The sequence below is a fragment of the Enterococcus sp. DIV1337a genome (assembly GCF_051712285.1).
GTDB classification, from domain to species: domain Bacteria; phylum Bacillota; class Bacilli; order Lactobacillales; family Enterococcaceae; genus Enterococcus; species Enterococcus faecalis.
This window is the reverse complement of the sequence record NZ_JBIOOP010000001.1, coordinates 55395-73198: the sequence shown is the minus strand read 5'-3', so window position 1 is coordinate 73198 and position 17804 is coordinate 55395. Positions and strand designations below refer to the sequence as shown.

The window sequence follows — 17804 nt, the reverse complement described above, 5'->3', positions numbered from 1 at the left end:
CCCCCCACAAGTTCAAACTTGCGGGGGAGCTTTTTATTTTTCAGTGACAATATTCACAGGAAATTGTCCATAATCTAAATTAAATGTCCGACCAGCCGTCAGCTGAAGCATTTCTTTTTTCATGCCTTCCGCCAAACGTGCATCCCCAAAACTTTCAATCATATCAATAACGGTGATTACTTCTTTATAATATCTCATTTTGCCAGTGTACAGATAATACGTAAGATTTTTTAAATAACGTAAGTTAAAATGAATATAGTAGATTTCGACAGGAATCGTGGTAACACTCATTAGCGCTAAATACTCCCGGGCTTTCGCATAATTTTTCTTATAAAGTTGCGCTGTAATGATATTTAGGTAAAAACCATAGGCGACATTTAATGTTTGGGTATCACGTAATTCAGCATCTTTGACAGGAAACATCTGCTCAAGAATCTGAAGGACTTCGTTTTCAGAAAATAACGCCCCTGTATTAGTCACCATTTGATAATCGTAATATGTATAGTAGCTTTTGCTAGAGATAAGTGCGAGAATTGCCATTCGATCAGTTTCATCGAATTCTGGAATTTCCTCCCAATCATTACTGAAAGTTAGCTTAATATCTGTATAAATAGACATCTCTACTGCGTTTTTTTGGGGATTGCGCTCTAATTGATAAAAGTAATGAATCAGGTTCTTTTTTTCACTTGTATTGTTCAACCCCATTTGACAACATTCAATTTGATGCATAATTTTAGATGAAGCCGTACTTCTTGTTTCAGAGACCATATGAAAAAATTCATTAAAGGTAATCCCAAGTGACTGTAATGCTGTCATTAAATCCTCGTAACTTAGCTTGGCTTCACCAATTTCGATTCTTCGATAGGTTTGTTTCCCTTTTTTTGGTAAAACATCTTTCTGAGCAATTTTTTTCTTTTTTCTAAAATACTTTAATGCCTCTAACACATCCATAATATGCCCCTTTCTATTAATAAGTTAATATTAAGTATTATTTTTTTATTAAATAAAATATAACATTTTATAAAAATTATTTTTACGAACTTTAATATTACCAAATAATCAAATAATATATTTGTTTAAATTATTTTTTTGAACATTATAATTGTCAGGCGTCAACAAATTTAAAAAAACTTTTCTAATTCGTTCTTGAAGAAACTAAGATATCTGTCTTATAATGAAATTCAATATAACTTAGAGCAGGAGGTGTCGCAATGTTTGGTTTCAATATTAGTTTATTTCTTATTACTCGGTTCCGTTAAACCCACTCTTCATTAACCATTGTACAATCAATCTCATTGAATATCTATTTCATTTTTATTAAATAACATTTTTAATAAAAGTACATATAGTTTATTTTTAGATATTTTGTTTAATTATATGAAATATATTTATTTAAATAAATAAATTACATTTAATTAAATCAGAGGGGAACAGATTGTAGCAAGTGAAGAAAAAACAGCTCTTGAGCAATATTTTCTCAAGAGCTGTTTTTCTATTTTATCTCAAAAGCGGTTTGCGTTGTGGGGTTATTACTTAATAAGGTGTTTTTATACAATAAATAGTATGCTGCCGCTGACCAACTAAAGTTTTTCGTACTTAGGCCCTTCCCTGTCAGTGGATCATAATTTTCATGAATAGGTCCTTCTCCCATCAATCCTTCGGCATGTAAGAAGAGTTTTTGTGTCATTTCTTTTGCTTCTTTTGTGTAGTCATAGTTTTGAAGAGCTTCTACACCAAACAAGGCTTGATCAAGCCAAACTGGTCCTCGCCAATATTTCGTTGCAGCAAATTTTTCATTGTCTTTGGATGCCGTTGGGAATGGCATAAAGGTATTGAACATTTCTTGATTCATCATGTTTTTCTTAACTGCCGCCGCCTGTTCTTTGGTCGCTACTTTTGCCCAAAGCGGCAACCAGCCTTCTGTTCCTTTGCCACGATTGACTAACAATTTTGTTTTCGAGCCGTCTTCATTTATTTGTAAGTCATAGAAGAAGCCCGTTTTTTCATCAAACATATTTTCTTGAATATATTTTTTTAGTTTCTTCGCTTCTTTTTGATAGTTCTTATAGTCCTCTTTTTTGCCTAGTTCTTCTGCTATCGAAGCTAAATAGCCCTTTTCAGCGTAGAGATACGCATTCAAATCCACTGATTCTTGATTAATTGAATACCCCACTACTTTTCCTTTATTTTTATTTTCAAAAACTTTAACTCCGACGTCGCCTTTGCCCACACCTTCTTTGTCAAACCGTGTAGCGTTATCCATGCCACTTTCCCACGCGGCTGCTTCAATAACAGCATCATCGTCCACTTTAGGTTGGCCATTCTTATCTTTAATGATTTGATCCTTGTCATCTTTTTGCCAGTGGGCATCGCTGACCATGCTTCCATATTCTGCTATCCCATTTTTATTGTGGTCTCGGTTGGTATACCACCAATTATGATAAGCCACAAGTTTGGGATACATTTCTTTTAAAAATTCCTTGTCTTTGGTTTCTTGATAAATATGCCAAACTGCCCATGCAGCCAATGGTGGTTTAGAATTTCGTTCATTCCAGTTGCCACCTTCACCACCACGCGCACTGTCTTGATTGTAAAAGACAGCATCAATGATCGCTCCTGCATCTTGTGGACGTACGGTATCATCTTTTTGAATTTGATAATCAAACAAGGCCCGCATATTATTTTTAGCTAACTCGGGATTAAAATCAGCCGTTGCTACATCCGCTTTCCACGAATCCCAAGCCCACATACCAATAAACCATTTATAAGACATGGACGGAACAATCCCGTCATGCTTAAAGGCACCTGCCGCACTTCGCCAATTGGTATTAATCGTTTCAATCGATTTGACTAGCGCATTTTGATATTCAGGAAATTCTGCTGTTTTCTTTTGATCAAACGTTTTATCTAGATATCCTTGCCACCTTTGCTTGTTCTCTTTGAAATAGCGCGCCGCATTTTTGGTATATTCGGGTGCTTGTTGTTGTTCCTTTGCCTCTTCTTCTTTTGTAAAAGTATAGCTTTCTGTCGTATAGGTATTGTACGTTTGTTTAGGCTTCAATTCAATTGGTTCAGCGGTCGCTGTATAATTCCGATTATCAATTTTTGTTGAAACTTTATCTGCGTGATGAATCGTATATTTTGTGTCTTTCGTAGCAAAATAATTCCACGTTTCTCTGACTTCGCCAAAATTCACTTGAATGTCATTGTCTTTAGCAGTTAAACGAGTGCCAATATCTAAGGTTTCCGTTCCCTCTTGAATTTTGTCAAAGACCGCACCTGTCCAGCTTGCTTCAAGTGACAAGGGCTCTTCACCAGTGTTTTCAAGTGTCGTTTGGATAAGCGCCGTTCGATTGCTGACAAAAATTAAAGCTAAATGAATCGTTAGATCGTCTAATTCATAGGTTTGCTCTAGGCGCCCAGGATAATAAGACAAGTCCATGCGGTTGCTTTGGCTTAAATCATAAGTTTCTCCCGTTTTTTTATTTTTGACCGTTAATTTGTTTAAACTTGCCGCCAAGTTTACTGGATATTCTTCCGCAATAATCAATGGCCCCGCAAAACCACCCAGCAGCTCTTTATTGCTTTTTTCAGGTAAATAGTAGCCATGCCATGCACCTAAATCAGAAAAATTATTAAAATAATTGGTATCGTATACGCCATTCGTCCGTTCGGTTGGTGATGCACTCACATCTAAAACATTTGCAAATTCATCAACTTTTGTTCTTTCAACACTTGCTTGCACTTCCCCGCTTAACGCAAAACAGCTGACTACGGTGATTCCTAACGCTAACCAAGTAGACACCCGTTTCTTTTTTGATAAACCCTTCATAAAACCCCTCCTATAAAATGATAGCGCTTTATACACTGATTTATTATCAGCAAGGACTATGCCAAATGGAGTGTATCCCTTTTCATTATTGAAAGATTCAACTTTCTCCAGAAAAAAAAGCGACCGTGTCGAAGTGTATTAATCAAAAAATAACGAGTGTATCGATAGTGTATTTAGTTTATGCTTCATTCTGTTTTATTTTCGTAGCTTCCACAAATTTTTCAGTAATTTTTTGCGGTCTTGTAATAACAGATCCCACCACTACGCTATAAGCACCTAGCTCCAGAACACGCTGGACTTTTGCTGGTGTGTCAATCGTTCCTTCTGCAATGATGGGCGTAGTAAAATGCTTCTTCGCTTCTCTTAACAGTTCAAAATCATTTTGTTCAATCCGCTGATTTTCACTTTGTGGCGTATAGCCGACTAACGTTGTGCCAATGTAATCAAAGCCTAACTCTGCCGCTTCAATCATCTCTTCTAGCGTGGAACAATCCGCCATCCATTCTTGGTCAGGATACTTTTCTTTTATTCTTTTGAAAAATGTGGCTAACGTTTCACCATTCGGTCGTTTCGAATGGGTTGCATCGAGAGCGATAATTTCTGGCTGAACAGCCATTAATTCATCTACCTCACGCATAGTTGCGGTAATATATACTTCTGCTCCAGGATAATCTCGTTTAATAATCCCAACGATTGGTAAATCAACCTCTTTTCGGATTGCTTGAATGTCTACTACAGAATTTGCTCGAATGCCTTTAGCACCTCCTTGTTTAGCGGCCAAAGCCATCTTGGACATGATAAAGGAACTATGCAACGGTTCGTCTGCCAACGCTTGGCAAGAAACAATTAATGCCCCTTTGATTTCTTCATTCAACATTGATCCCTCCAATTTAAAAGCGGTTACAAACACAGTATACCTACAACAGTTGAAATATGCCACTCTCCCAAATAAGAACAAACGTTTCACGTGAAACAAAAGAAAGCAAGCGGTTATAGCTTACTTTCTTTTGGCTTATTTTTAATTTTTACGCCCCTCTAAATAATCATACCCAAAATGTGCATACGCAAAAGGCGTTGCAATCCGTCCTCGCGGTGTTCGTTTAATGAAACCTTTTTGAATAAGGTAGGGTTCATACATATCTTCCACCGTTTCGGTTTCTTCACCAATATTTACAGACAAGGTACTTAAGCCAACTGGACCACCGCCGTATAAATCAATCATTGTTTTCAACAATTTTTGATCGACATAATCTAAGCCTTGATGGTCCACTTGCAGTAAGGTTAACGCTTTGTCTGCAATCGCTCGGTCGATTTTGCCATCTGATTGGACTTGGGCAAAATCACGGACACGTTTTAACAAACGATTGGCAATTCGCGGGGTTCCTCTTGAGCGGCGCGCAATTTCAAAGGCACCTTCCTCAAAAATCTCCGTTTGAAAAATATCCGCGGAACGGAGAACGATTTCTTTTAAATCCTGCTCTTGATAATACTCCATGTGAGAAATAATCCCAAAACGATCTCGTAATGGCGCTGAAAGCATCCCTGCACGTGTGGTAGCGCCCACTAAAGTAAAAGGCGGTAATGGAAAATGAACGGGATGTGCCGTGGTTCCTTGACCAACCATGATATCAATGTAAAAATCTTCCATTGCGGAATACAGCATTTCTTCCACAACTCGCGGCAAACGATGAATTTCATCGATAAATAACACATCACCAGGCTCTAATTCGTTCAAAATAGCGACTAAATCTCCCGCCCGTTCGATGGCTGGGCCACTTGTGGTCCGAATGTTCACATTCATTTCATTGGCGATGACCATCGCCATTGTCGTTTTCCCTAAACCTGGCGGACCATAAAGAAGGGTATGATCCAACGCTTCATTCCGATTTTTCGCCGCTTCAATATAAATCGTTAGTTCTTGTTTTACTTTGTCTTGACCAATATATTGTGCTAAAAATTGTGGACGTAACGATTTTTCAATTGAAGCTTCTGCTTCTTGACTTGCAGCTGAAAGCAACCGTTCTTCTTCTGTCATCGTTATTCCTCCTTAGCGTTTCATCATGAATTTTAACGCATTGCTCAAATAAACATCTGTCGTTGTCTCACCTAACGCTTCCAATTGCTTAGTGATACGCTTAATCTCTCGGTCACTGTAGCCTAGGGCACTTAATGCTTCTAACGCTTCTGCCAATGCTTGATTGCTTGTTGTCACCACTTCGGTTGCGGTCATGGCCGCAACCGCTGCTTCGGAAGACTCTAATTCGCCTAGTTTTCCTTTTAAATCTAAAATCATTTGTTGGGCTGTTTTCTTGCCAACACCTGGAAACTTCGTTAAATATGTAACATCTTCCCCTTCAATTGCATTGATTAAACCACCATGATCAGCCACAGAAGCCATGATAGCTAAGCCACTTTTAGGGCCAATTCCAGAGACACTGATTAATTTTAAGAACAATTGTTTTTCTTCTAAACTGCCAAAACCAAATAAAAGTTGTGCATCTTCCCGCACGACTTGGTGAAGATATAGTTTAATATCCGTATCCATTTTTCCTGAATAGCGATACGGGTTATCGACTGAAATCTGATAGCCAATGCCATTTGTTTCAACGACAATATAGTATGGGCTAACAAACGTTACTTTTCCAATAATATATTCGTACATGTTGTCACCTTTCCAATTGCTGATTGCGTACATATGTTCCATTTTAACACAAAGCATCAAAAAGCCATAGCGGAGAATTTTTTATCATCGACCTTGGCTACATCTATTGGTTACTTTTCACTCACTAGGGAATTAAAAAGTGCGTACTGTTTTTTTTGACATGCTTGCGTAATAATAGCGGTAGCTTCAAAAAAATAATCAAAAAGGAGACTACATACATGAAATTAAGTATCTTAGATCAATTAACGGTTCCTAAAAATCAATCAGCAAGCGACACCTTACAAGAAGCCAAAGAGCTCGCTCAGTTGGCGGAAAAACTTGGCTACACAAGAATTTGGTATGCCGAACATCACAGTTCAGACGCCTTTGCCAGTGCAACACCAGAAATTTTAGTTGCACATATTGCTAGCGCCACCGAAAAAATTCGTGTTGGCGCGGGTGGCATCATGACCATGCATTATGCGCCATTTAAAGTCGCAGAAACGTTTAAAACGTTAGCAGCTTTATATCCTGATCGAATCGATTTAGGTATGGGCCGCTCGCCTGGTGGCAGCCCTTTAACTACGTTGGCGTTAAATAATGGTCAGCCACCACAACTAGATCAATTTGATAAATTACCTGAAATTTTACTCTTTTTAAGAGAGGAATTTCCTGAAGATCATTTATATTCTAAAATTTCAGCTGTTCCGCGGGAAGTTCTATTACCACAACCCTGGTTACTAGGTGCTAGTAAAGAAAGCGCACGTTCAGCTGGTGAATATGGCATTAATTTTTCCTTTGCGCAGTTTATTCATGGACAGTTGCCCAAAGAAGTATTGTCAGCATATTACAAGCATTTCCGACCAGTAACTGAACAACAAGAGCCTCAAGCGAGCGCTGCGTATTTCACTTTTGCCGCCGACACGAAAGAAGAAGCAGAATACCATGCGGCTAGTTTCGAGCATTATATTTTTGCCACCGAACACGGGCTTCCTAATAAGTTTTTATCGCCAGAAGAGGCTCTTGCTTTTCCTTATAGTGAAATGGACAAGCAGGTGTTAGAACAAAATAAACAACGCTTTGTCATTGGCAGTAGCCAAGAAGTCGCAGAGTTTTTCCACCAACAAGAAGAATTAGGCTTAACAGAAGCGATGCTGATCACCCCAGGTTACGACAAACAAACGCGCTTTCAATCATTTGAACGCGTGGCAAAAGAATTATTGTAGAAAGGAGACAAAAATGTTAGATGTTTTAAAAAGAATTAATACACTTGCGCAAAAAGAGCGTGAACAGGGCTTAACACCTGAAGAACAAGCCCTTCGTGTCGATTTACGACAAGAATATTTGCGGACCATTCGCGAACAATTCAATAAAACGTTAATGGGGGTCACTATTTATGACCCTACTGGTGAAGATGTAACACCAGAAAAATTAAAAGAAGAACAGCAGAAACATTTTGATTAAAAGAGACACGGAACAGTCAAATCGACTATTCTGTGTCTCTTTTTAACTACTCTTCTGTTACATATGTCCACTTATAATCATATTGCGCGCCAGCACCATGGGCAACGACACCTTTCACTTCTTTACTGCGTAGATGGGCAGTCGCCTTTTGATAAAGTGGTGCTAAAGCTGTCTCTTCACCAATCAATAACTTCTCGGCCTTAACCATGTCTTCCCAACGTTTTTCAGGATCTGATGCATCTCTTGTGGCTGAAGCCTCGATCAACTCATCATAGGCTTTACTTGAAAAACGCCCACGGTTATAGTTATTGCCAGTGACAAAAAGGTCTAAGAAACTACTTGGATCAGCGTAATCCGCAGCCCAGCCACCTAAGATTGTCTCAAAATCGCCGCGACTGCCTCGATCAATTCGAACTGAAAACGGCACTGGGCTCACTGTTACATCAATGCCCTCTAAAGTATCCTTTAACGTACCTTGAATATATTCCGCTAACTTTTTCGTAGAATCGACATCATCGGCAACAATATCCATTTTGAATGTTGTTATGCCCAATTCTTTCTTCGCTTTTGCCCAATATTCTTTTGCTTTTTCTGGACTATATTCAACAATTTTTTTATTTTCATCAGCAAAATCTTTGTCATCTGTCGGTGAATACGACATCCCTTCTGGAATTAAGCCGGTAGCGACTACTGAGCCGTCGCCTAAAATTTTATCTACTAATGCGTTGCGATCAATCGCTGCCGAAATTGCTTTGCGTAAATTCACATTATTATACGGTGAATTTTTATCTCGCTGATTAAATTCCAAATAGCTAGTTCGTGCTTCTTTTTCGATAACCAATTCTGGATCCTTCGCCATTTGCTGGGCCAATTCGCCACTTAAAATAACATCGTCTGCTTGGCCATCTTGGAATAAGTTCAAGGCAGTTGGTGCCTCCTTGACAACATCAAAATTGATTTTATCTAATTTGACATTGTCTTTATCCCAATAGTTTTCATTTTTTTCTAAAGTCCAATTGGTATCTGAGCCAGCCCCTTCAAAGTTAGCTAAGACAAACGGACCATTATAGACTGCTTTTTCACTGGAAGCAGCGTAATCTTTGCCATATTTCTCTACGGTTGCTTGATGTTGCGGGAAAAATAGTGGAAAGGCCAGTAAATAATCAAAATATGGTGTTGGTTTTGCCAGTTTAATTTCTAGCTCGTAATCCCCGTTTGCTTTAATGCCTAATTCAGAAACTGTTTTCTTACCAGCTACAATGTCTGCACCATTTTCAATCATTTCTAGAAAATAAGCATACTCAGCGCCAGTCTGAGGATCTGCTGTACGTTGCCAACTAAAAACATAATCGGCAGCTGTGACAGGATCACCATTGGACCATTTTGCTTCTTCTCTTAGTTTCACTGTATACGTCAGACCATCATCACTGACTTGCACTTTTTCTTTAGCCCCTGCTGGTTGCGGCTTGCTTTTATCATCTAAACGATAAATTCCTTCATACGCATTATTCAGTGCCGTGAAACTAATTGTATCTGTTCCTAAAGATAAATCTGCAGAAGGCATTTCTTGTTGAATCACTACTTTAAATTCTTGTTTAGCGGCGGTTTTCTCTGACCCGCCCTTTGCTTTTTCGGCGCCAACTCCCCCATCACCACCACAAGCAGCTAAAACTAACAGCGTTGTTAAACTTAACCCGATAAGTCCTTTTATACGTTTACTTTTCATGCCTTTCTCCCTTCACAGAAAAAACTCTTCATTTTTTAATTTTTAGAATATTCTTATAATACTAAAATTAAAAACAAATGGCAAGTATTAAAATAAAAAAAGAACCAATCCCGAAGGACGGTTCTTAAAAAATGACTAACTAGCTTTGCTACGTCGTTTATAAATATACCAGCCAGAAGAAGAAAGTCCAACGAACAGTAAACCATATAACGCAAGCGTTTCTGTTTCTGTACCCGTTTTAGGCAAAAAGCCGCCATATTTTTTCTTCTCTGTTACGGATGGATTGCTCTGTCTTGCTCCCGCTTGGTTCTGTTGATTGGTTGCTACTGGTGTTTCTGGTGTTGGTTTCGGTTCTGGTTTCGGTTCTGGTTTCGGTTCTGGTTTCGGTTCTGGTTTCGGTTCTGGTTTCGGTTCTGGTTTCGGTTCTGGTTTCGGTTCTGGTTTCGGTTCTGGTTTCGGTTCTGGTTTCGGTTCTGGTTTCGGTTCTGGTTTCGGTTCTGGTTTCGGTTCTGGTTTCGGTTCTGGTTTCGGTTCTGGTTTCGGTTCTGGTTTCGGTTCTGGTTTCGGTTCTGGTTTCGGTTCTGGTTTCGGGGTCTCCCCTCCACCGATTAACTCTTTGTAAGCTTCTTCCGAAAGAGAAACAATTCGTTCGCCTGGGAATGGTTCTTTATATTGCGCTAAATCAATCGTCGTTGCTGCACGATATAACCGCAAGCTGGTTGCACTTTTCAAGTATTCAATTAAGACAGCATCCAGTGAAATCCCTTCTTCTCGTTCGCCACCTAGCATATCGTAACCATCACCACCAGCAGCTAAGAAATCATTGGTAGCCATCCGGTATTGTTTCTTCTCATCCAATGGTTCAAACTTTTGTGTTTGCCGATTTTTAATTTCTATTCCTAATACGCGACTACCGACAATCGTTTGTCCTGTTTCATTGCCTTCGTCACTAGCCAAGCGAGTACCTGGTTTTGTGGAATCGTAGTGGATACGAATGGAGCTTGAAACATGTAGGAAACCACCATTTGCGCCAAGTTTTGGTTGGCCAGCATCATCTAGTAAAATTGTGCCATTCTCATCTTTCTGGGGAATCGAACGAACAGACATTTCAAACATTTCTTTAACTTGAGCGCCGGTTACTTGAATTTGCGCAATGCTATTGCCAAAAGGTAACACAGCAATGACATCCCCAACTTTAATTGGCCCTTGTTTAATATCAGCGCGAATGCCGCCACCATTAGTTACTGCAAAATCAGCAGGTTGACTAAACGCGTCTTGTCCATATGACATAATCGCATCACCAATCAAATTCCCTAAGTTGGTCTCTCGTGTGCGCACATTTTCTCGTTGTCCATCCAATGTGAATGGAATATAATCGACAATTACTTTTTCATTTTCAGCGTTAAAATTCATTCGTGCTTCATCAACGATGGCTTTGACTGCCGGGTTTTCTGGCAATCCTAGCAACTCTTCTGCTGGAATCAATTTTGCTGTTTTCTTAGTTAGTTCACTCTCTGGTGCTGTGACAATTCCAACATTATTTAAATAATTACCCGTTTGAGCATAGATTACTTTGCCATAACGTTTGCCACTTTCGACGGCTGTATGCGAATGGCCATCAATCACAGTGATATCTAACTCAGGATATGTTTGATTAAGGGTTTCTGCTAGCGTATCGCCACGCCAGATATGCGGCGTCGTCTCATCTACGCCTAAATGCCCAGTAACCACGAAAGCTTGAATATCCGCGTACTTCTCTTTAATTTCCTTAATCACTGCTTCTACTTCTGGAATCGGGTCTTTAAACGTCACCTTCTCCACGTTTTTCGGGTGTGTTTTCGTTGCTGTTTCTGGGGTTGTCACACCTACAATGGCAAACTTTTTCCCAGCTTTTTCTACGATTGTATACGGATCAAAAACCCGTCCACTGCTATCTTTGTAATACGTATTACTAGATAAAATCGGAAAATTCAGTTGGTCTTTATAGCCTAGTGCAATCTCTAAACCAAAATCAAACTCGTGATTTCCCACCGCCATGGCATCATAACCAACTTCATTCATTGCTTTGGCCATATCCGCTCCTTTGGAGAAATTGGAGATTGGTAATCCTTGGAAAACATCTCCTGCATCCACCATCAAGGTTGGGTTTTCTTGGTCTTTAAAGGTTTTTAGACGCGCCATACCTAATTCGCCTTTCCCTGCTTCTAGTCGTCCATGAACGTCATTTGTGTGCATAATGGTATATGCATTATCTAAATCAAAGCCCGCATTACGGACGTCTTGTTTCGTAATAGCGGCGGCGTTTGGTGTACGTCCATCAGGAGAAGTTGGAATTTGAAGAGTGCCATCATTCACTAATTCAATTGCTTTAGCACGCCATTTTTCATCAAAATTTGTCCCAATAATTGACCAATTTCGTTCGATTTCTTGTTCTGGATCAAGCGTTCCTTTTTTCTTAATATAATCAACAATCATTCCTCGTAAGGTTTCTGGATCAGAATTTTTAATAGGTTCCCCGACTTGAATCCCTTGGCTAGCTAAACCGCCGTAACGATAATTATTCATAGCAATCGTATATTCTTTGGCAGGATCAAGCGGTTGGCCGTCAATTTTCGCATCTACAATTCGTTTACCCACTGGTTTTGAAATGTCAATCTTGTAGTCCACTCCCGAAATCATGTCATAGTTATACACACGAATGTTTGGATTAAAACTAATGGTCAAATCATCTGGCTGTGTTTGGTTATAGTACGCCCCTTGTTTTTCTAAATACTTCAGTAAGTTTTCACCGTTAATGGGAACACTCACTAAGGTATTCGGGTATTTGTAGATATCAAAAATCGTGGCATAGGAAATCTTCCCCGCAGGTAATTTACTGTCGTATTTAAACAGGGCTGCCGCACTTAATTGTGCGCCTGTTACTTCTTTTTGAACGTTATTAATTAAAGAAATCATCGCTGTTGGTTGTAATTGTGCTTCGGGAATTCCTTTAATTTCTTGTTTTGGTAAGAAATCAGCTGTGGCTGTGCCGATTTCCTCCTGAATAAACGCTCGCGTTTTTTCATGGTATTCTTTCGTCGCTGCCTTAACTGCTTCATCTGCCGGAACATTCGTTGTTGGTACAATCGTTGCTGTACCTTCTTGTACTTCCCATTTATCAGCATTTTTAGCAACTGAAAGATCAATCTTGACAACTTCTGTCCCCGTATCTTTCGGTCCGCCTACCGGTACAGTTTTTCCATTCGGCGCTGATCCTTGCTTAGTAAAAGAAAGGTGGTCATGGCCCAGAATATACGCATCAATCCCCGCGACATTTTCAATCACTTGGTCGGCACTGGCAGCTGGATCACTATTTTGTTGTCCCGCATGAATCGAGGCAACAATAATGTCAGCCTGATCGTTAGTTTTCAACTCAGCAACTGCTTTTTCTGCTTCTTCTTTCAAAGGTAAAAAATTAAGCGAAGTAACACGAGGGCCATCCCACAAAGGAATGTGCGGGATTGTTAAGCCGATAATCCCAACTTTTAAATCTGGCTGCCCATCTTGATTAAAATCAAGTTCCTTCGTGGTAGTCCCTTCAACAAAACGACGACCATCTTCCTTATTGTAGGTATTCGCAGACAAGATTGGAAAAGTGGCTTCTTGTTGAATTTTTTTGATTAATGGTAAACCAAAATTAAACTCATGATTCCCCAAAACCATTGCATCATACTTCATCACATTCATTGCGGTGATCATTGGATGGGTCTTTTCATTCACTAAAGGCGCTTTATTATACAAGTCATCTGTTAAAATAGTGCCTTGAATATTGTCGCCATTATCAATTAAAACGGTGCCTGCTGGGTTTTGTGCCCGGACTTGGTTGACGACTGTACTTACTTGGGACAAACCAACTGGTAGTTCTTTATCATCTTCATAAGACCAATTCCATAATTGACCATGAACATCTGACGTACCTAAAATTGTTATTTTTTGCGGCGTGCTCGTTTCTTCTTTTTCAGCGGTTGACGTTTCTAAATTCGTCGTCTCTGTTGGTGCCGTGGTTTCTTGTGACTGCTTGACACTGTCACTCGTAGCCTGATTTGGTGCTTCTTGTTTGCTGTCTGTTGTTTCCTGTGTGATGACTGGTTCTTGTTTTCTACTTGAATCGGTGGTACTTGTTACTGCTTCTGAACTTTGTTGACTCGTTGTTTCTATTGCATATGCCGTACTAGTAACGCTTGGCGCTATCAACGCAACAGCCATTAAAAAATGCATGCCCCACTTCACTTTTTTAAAGCTCAACTTTTTCACAAATTTCCTCCTTGTGTTTCAACCCATTTGCAACAAACAATTGTCAAAGTAACAAACAACAAAAAGAGCCTTCCCCCATCACACTGCTCTTCTTTCCCTATAATAATATATCCGTTAAATAAAAAACAGTAAATTCCGTTAAAATAAGATGTTTTTCCTGTAAATTGTTTTTATTTTTTGACAATATAGTGGATTTGTTTGTGAAAAAAATAATAATTTTAACTAAAACACGAACTTTATAAAAAAGAAAGTCTTTTTATATTGGAAAAGAAGAACAAAAACTATTTTTTTGAAAAAAATAACTAAAAATACCGAATAAACAGCATTGGTCTAGTCCTTGAACGTCTCTAAACAAATACTAGCAGCAATTGGTCTAGTCTTTAAGGAGGAAAAAGAACGCTCTTTTGCTTAAGCAAAAGAGCGTTCTTTTTTATTTGAGATTAATCCTTCATATAAGGTAACTTTTTAGCATAGCCTTCTTTATTCACTTGACGTGCCCGGGCAATCGCCAAATCTTCTGAAGGGACATCTTCTGTGATGGTTGAACCAGCAGCAGTCACCGCATGATCACCAATCGTGACTGGCGCAACAATGTTCGTTGCAGAGCCAATAAATGCGTGATCACCTACGATTGTTTGGTGTTTATTTTTGCCATCATAATTAACAAAAACAACGCCGCAACCGACATTAATATCTTTGCCTAATGTTGCATCACCAACGTATGTTAAATGGCCCACTTTTGTGCCTTCATCGATTGTTGCATTTTTTACTTCCACGAAGTTACCAATGTGTACGTTTGCCCCCACATCTGCTTTAGGACGTAAATGTGCATACGGACCTACATCGGCCCCCTCGCGAACCACACTTTCTTCAATCATAGACTGTTTAACAACCACTTGATTGCCGATGTGACTATCAATGATTTCTGAATGTGCGCCAATCAAGCAATCTTCGCCAATCACTGTTTTTCCTTTGATAGTGACTCCCGCTTCAATGACTGTGTCTGAACCAATTACCACGCCTTCATCAATATACGTTGTATCAGGATCAATAAATGTAACACCATTTCGCATATGCATTTCATTTAAACGACGATGCATAATTTTATTAGCAGTGGATAAAGCGACACGATCATTTACACCCATTGCTTCGTCAAAGTCTGCCATTTGGTAAGCAGCAACAGCTTTGCCTTCTTTTTTCAAAATTTCAATGATATCTGTTAAATAGTATTCCCCTTGTGTATTGTTTGTATCTGTTTTCGCTAACGCTTCAAACAATGATTCATTATCAAAACAGAAGGTTCCTGTATTAATTTCTTGAACACGCGCTTCTTCTTCACTAGCATCTTTTTGTTCCACGATTCGTTCAACAATGCCCACATGATCACGAATAATTCGACCATAGCCTGTTGGATCTTCAGCATGTGCTGTTAAAATAGTCGCACTTGCATTTTTACCTTGATGGTAATCGAATAAGTTTTTCAAGGTTTCCGCAGTTAATAACGGCGTATCCCCTGTAATAACTAATGTTGTTCCTTGTTTACCACCTAATAACTCTTGTGCTTGCATGACTGCATGCCCAGTTCCTAATTGTTCAGCTTGTAAGGCATATTGACTACGTTCGCCTAAATGACTTTTTATCATTTCCGCCCCGTGTCCTACAATCGTTACGATTTCTGTTGGTTCTGTTTGTTCTACTTGATCTAAAATATGTTCCACCATTGGTTTACCAGCAACTGGATGCAATACTTTGTAAAGTTTAGATTTCATGCGTGTTCCTTTACCAGCTGCTAAAATAATTGCGTATCTATTTTCCACGTTTGCCACCTCAAATTAACTAAATTGTTTGCTTTTCTTCTAAATCGTTCTCATCAATACCTTTTCTAGTTTATCTTACTCTTTTGTCTTTTTCAACAAAATAAGGCATTTAAAAGGTAGACCAATTTATTTTCTCATCTTTTTTTAAAGGAATAAAACAGAAAAAAAGAACCTGAAAATGGGATGGACCATTTTCACGCTCTTTTTCAAATTATTTCTCTGTGAAATAATTTCCTGGGACTACGCTAATCGTTTTTGTCTGTGTATCCACATCTTCCACGTACAATAGCGAAGTATAGTCATCGATTGCACGACGGCCATTGAATTTTGACTCAGCAAAAACGGTAATGCCAACAAGTTCTGCTTCAAATTCTTCAATCATACTCTTCATACCATTGACGGTGCCGCCGCCTTTCATGAAGTCATCCACGACTAAAACTTTGGATCCGCGTTTTAAGCTGCGTTTTGAAAGTTCCATTTTTTCGATACGTTCTGAAGACCCTGATACATAGTTCACGCTCACCGTTGAACCTTCAGTAATCTTAGAATCGCGACGAACAATCACAAACGGAACATTTAAGTAATAAGACACAGCTTGCGCAATTGGCACTCCTTTGGTCGCAACGGTCATTACCGCATCAATTTGTTTGCCTAAATATTTAGAAGCAATAATCCGGCCCACTTGTCTTAATAAATTCGGTTCCCCAAGTAAATCTGAAAGATAAACATAACCCCCAGGTAATAAGCGATCTTGTTCTGACAAACGATCACACAAATCCATAATCAACTGCTCCGCTTCCTCATAAGGAATTTCAGGGATAAAGCGGACACCGCCTGCAGCGCCTGGAATCGTTTCTAAAATACCTGTTCCACGTTCTTTAAATGTTTTTTTAACAATTGCTAAATCTTCACTAATGGAAGACTTGGCAGATTGGTATCGGTCAGCAAAATATGTCAAAGAAACCAATGTATGGGGATGATCTAAAAGATATTGGGTCATATCGATTAATCGTTCACTTCTCCGAATTTTCAAATTCGTCACTCCTTTTCATTCTATCGTTCCTTATTATAAGGGGTTTAACCGAAAAATTCGAGGATTTTTTTCAAATAACTGAAAATAGTTCGCCATTTCTTTTAAAAAAAAGAAATAAAGGAGAAAAACTTTCGTTTTTCTCCTTAGTTTCTTTGCATTTTTTGTTTTCGTTGGACCATAACAACCACTCGGCGATAAATATTGACTAATAAGAATAAACCAATAAAAATTAGGGTAATGCTTGCACTCGGTGGTGTTTCCAAATAATACGAGCTAGTCAACCCTGTTAGCATGCCAATCAAGCCCATAAACACACTGATGATGATCACCGTGTTGAAGCCTTTACCAATTCGCATACCAATCGCAGCTGGTAAGACCATAATTGCTGAAATTAACAAGGCCCCCGCGATCGGAATCATCACAGCAATCGCCACACCAGTAATTACATTAAAAAGCATCGACATCCAATGAATAGGTAGCCCATCGACATGAGCAGTATCTTCATCAAATGTTAAAACGTACATTGGGCGTTTAAATAACATAAACAATAAAACTAAAACTACGAATAAAATCGCCAACATAACCACTTGATCCCACGTAATCGTGACGATGGAACCAAATAAATACGATTGAATACTAGCAGCTGAATTGCCTCCTGTTAAATTCATTAAAACTAATGCCAAAGCCAAACCGCCTGACATTAAAATAGCAATCGAAATTTCTGAATAGGTGCTATAAATCATTCGTAAATATTCTAGAATGATTGCAGCCACAATTACGACAATTAGGGTCATTAAATTAGGATTCCAATTAAAAAAGAAGCCTAGTGCCACACCGGCTAATGACACATGTGAGAGGGTATCTGCCATTAAAGATTGTCGACGAATAACTAGAAAGACGCCGAGCATTGGGGCAATCACTGAGATAAACAGTGCTGCTAAAAAGGCCTTTTGCATAAATGCATAAGAAAGCATTTCTGCCATACGATTCACTCCTTA

The 17804-nt window shown here is 39.0% G+C and carries 12 protein-coding genes; 2 read left to right on the top strand and 10 right to left on the bottom strand.

The window, feature by feature from the left end:
• Nucleotides 1-33: 33 nt before the first annotated feature.
• The 5 genes from IGL49_RS00305 to ruvA form a co-directional block, all read right to left on the bottom strand.
• Entirely contained in the window at nucleotides 34-951 is a 918-nt protein-coding gene (locus tag IGL49_RS00305; RefSeq protein ID WP_104854678.1) for a helix-turn-helix domain-containing protein, read from the bottom strand.
• Between the two features lie 541 nt (nucleotides 952-1492).
• Entirely contained in the window at nucleotides 1493-3832 is a 2340-nt protein-coding gene (ygjK, locus tag IGL49_RS00300) for an alpha-glucosidase (protein ID WP_002386404.1), read from the bottom strand.
• A 178-nt stretch (nucleotides 3833-4010) separates the two neighbouring features.
• Entirely contained in the window at nucleotides 4011-4709 is a 699-nt protein-coding gene (locus tag IGL49_RS00295) for an N-acetylmannosamine-6-phosphate 2-epimerase (RefSeq protein ID WP_104854679.1), read from the bottom strand.
• 141 nt (nucleotides 4710-4850) lie between these two features.
• Nucleotides 4851-5867, bottom strand: coding sequence for a Holliday junction branch migration DNA helicase RuvB (gene ruvB / locus IGL49_RS00290; protein WP_002381340.1), 1017 nt, complete (start codon nucleotides 5865-5867; stop codon nucleotides 4851-4853).
• Nucleotides 5868-5879: 12 nt separating this feature from the next.
• On the bottom strand, nucleotides 5880-6494 hold the full coding sequence (gene ruvA / locus IGL49_RS00285) for a Holliday junction branch migration protein RuvA (protein ID WP_002361491.1): 615 nt from the start codon (nucleotides 6492-6494) through the stop codon (nucleotides 5880-5882).
• A 218-nt stretch (nucleotides 6495-6712) separates the two neighbouring features.
• Here ruvA and IGL49_RS00280 point away from each other — a divergent pair, with 218 nt between their 5' ends.
• Together IGL49_RS00280 and IGL49_RS00275 are read left to right on the top strand one after the other, a co-directional pair.
• Entirely contained in the window at nucleotides 6713-7699 is a 987-nt protein-coding gene (locus tag IGL49_RS00280; protein WP_104854680.1) for an LLM class flavin-dependent oxidoreductase, read from the top strand.
• Between the two features lie 13 nt (nucleotides 7700-7712).
• Nucleotides 7713-7937: a DUF896 domain-containing protein gene (locus IGL49_RS00275; RefSeq protein ID WP_010822421.1), complete on the top strand. Its 225-nt coding sequence runs from the start codon at nucleotides 7713-7715 to the stop codon at nucleotides 7935-7937.
• Between the two features lie 46 nt (nucleotides 7938-7983).
• Here the strand turns inward: IGL49_RS00275 and IGL49_RS00270 are convergent, their stop codons facing one another.
• The 5 genes from IGL49_RS00270 to IGL49_RS00250 form a co-directional block, all read right to left on the bottom strand.
• The gene (locus tag IGL49_RS00270) at nucleotides 7984-9663 is read right to left on the bottom strand and encodes a peptide ABC transporter substrate-binding protein (protein ID WP_104854681.1); all 1680 of its coding nucleotides are present in this window, start codon (nucleotides 9661-9663) and stop codon (nucleotides 7984-7986) included.
• Between the two features lie 135 nt (nucleotides 9664-9798).
• On the bottom strand, nucleotides 9799-13956 hold the full coding sequence (locus tag IGL49_RS00265) for a 5'-nucleotidase C-terminal domain-containing protein (RefSeq protein ID WP_429109363.1): 4158 nt from the start codon (nucleotides 13954-13956) through the stop codon (nucleotides 9799-9801).
• A 440-nt stretch (nucleotides 13957-14396) separates the two neighbouring features.
• Entirely contained in the window at nucleotides 14397-15773 is a 1377-nt protein-coding gene (gene glmU / locus IGL49_RS00260; protein ID WP_104855083.1) for a bifunctional UDP-N-acetylglucosamine diphosphorylase/glucosamine-1-phosphate N-acetyltransferase GlmU, read from the bottom strand.
• A gap of 211 nt (nucleotides 15774-15984) precedes the next feature.
• Complete coding sequence (purR, locus tag IGL49_RS00255; protein ID WP_002381336.1) at nucleotides 15985-16806, bottom strand: pur operon repressor; 822 nt, start codon at nucleotides 16804-16806, stop codon at nucleotides 15985-15987.
• Between the two features lie 143 nt (nucleotides 16807-16949).
• Complete coding sequence (locus IGL49_RS00250) at nucleotides 16950-17789, bottom strand: metal ABC transporter permease (RefSeq protein ID WP_002383493.1); 840 nt, start codon at nucleotides 17787-17789, stop codon at nucleotides 16950-16952.
• Between the last annotated feature and the right edge of the window lie 15 nt (nucleotides 17790-17804).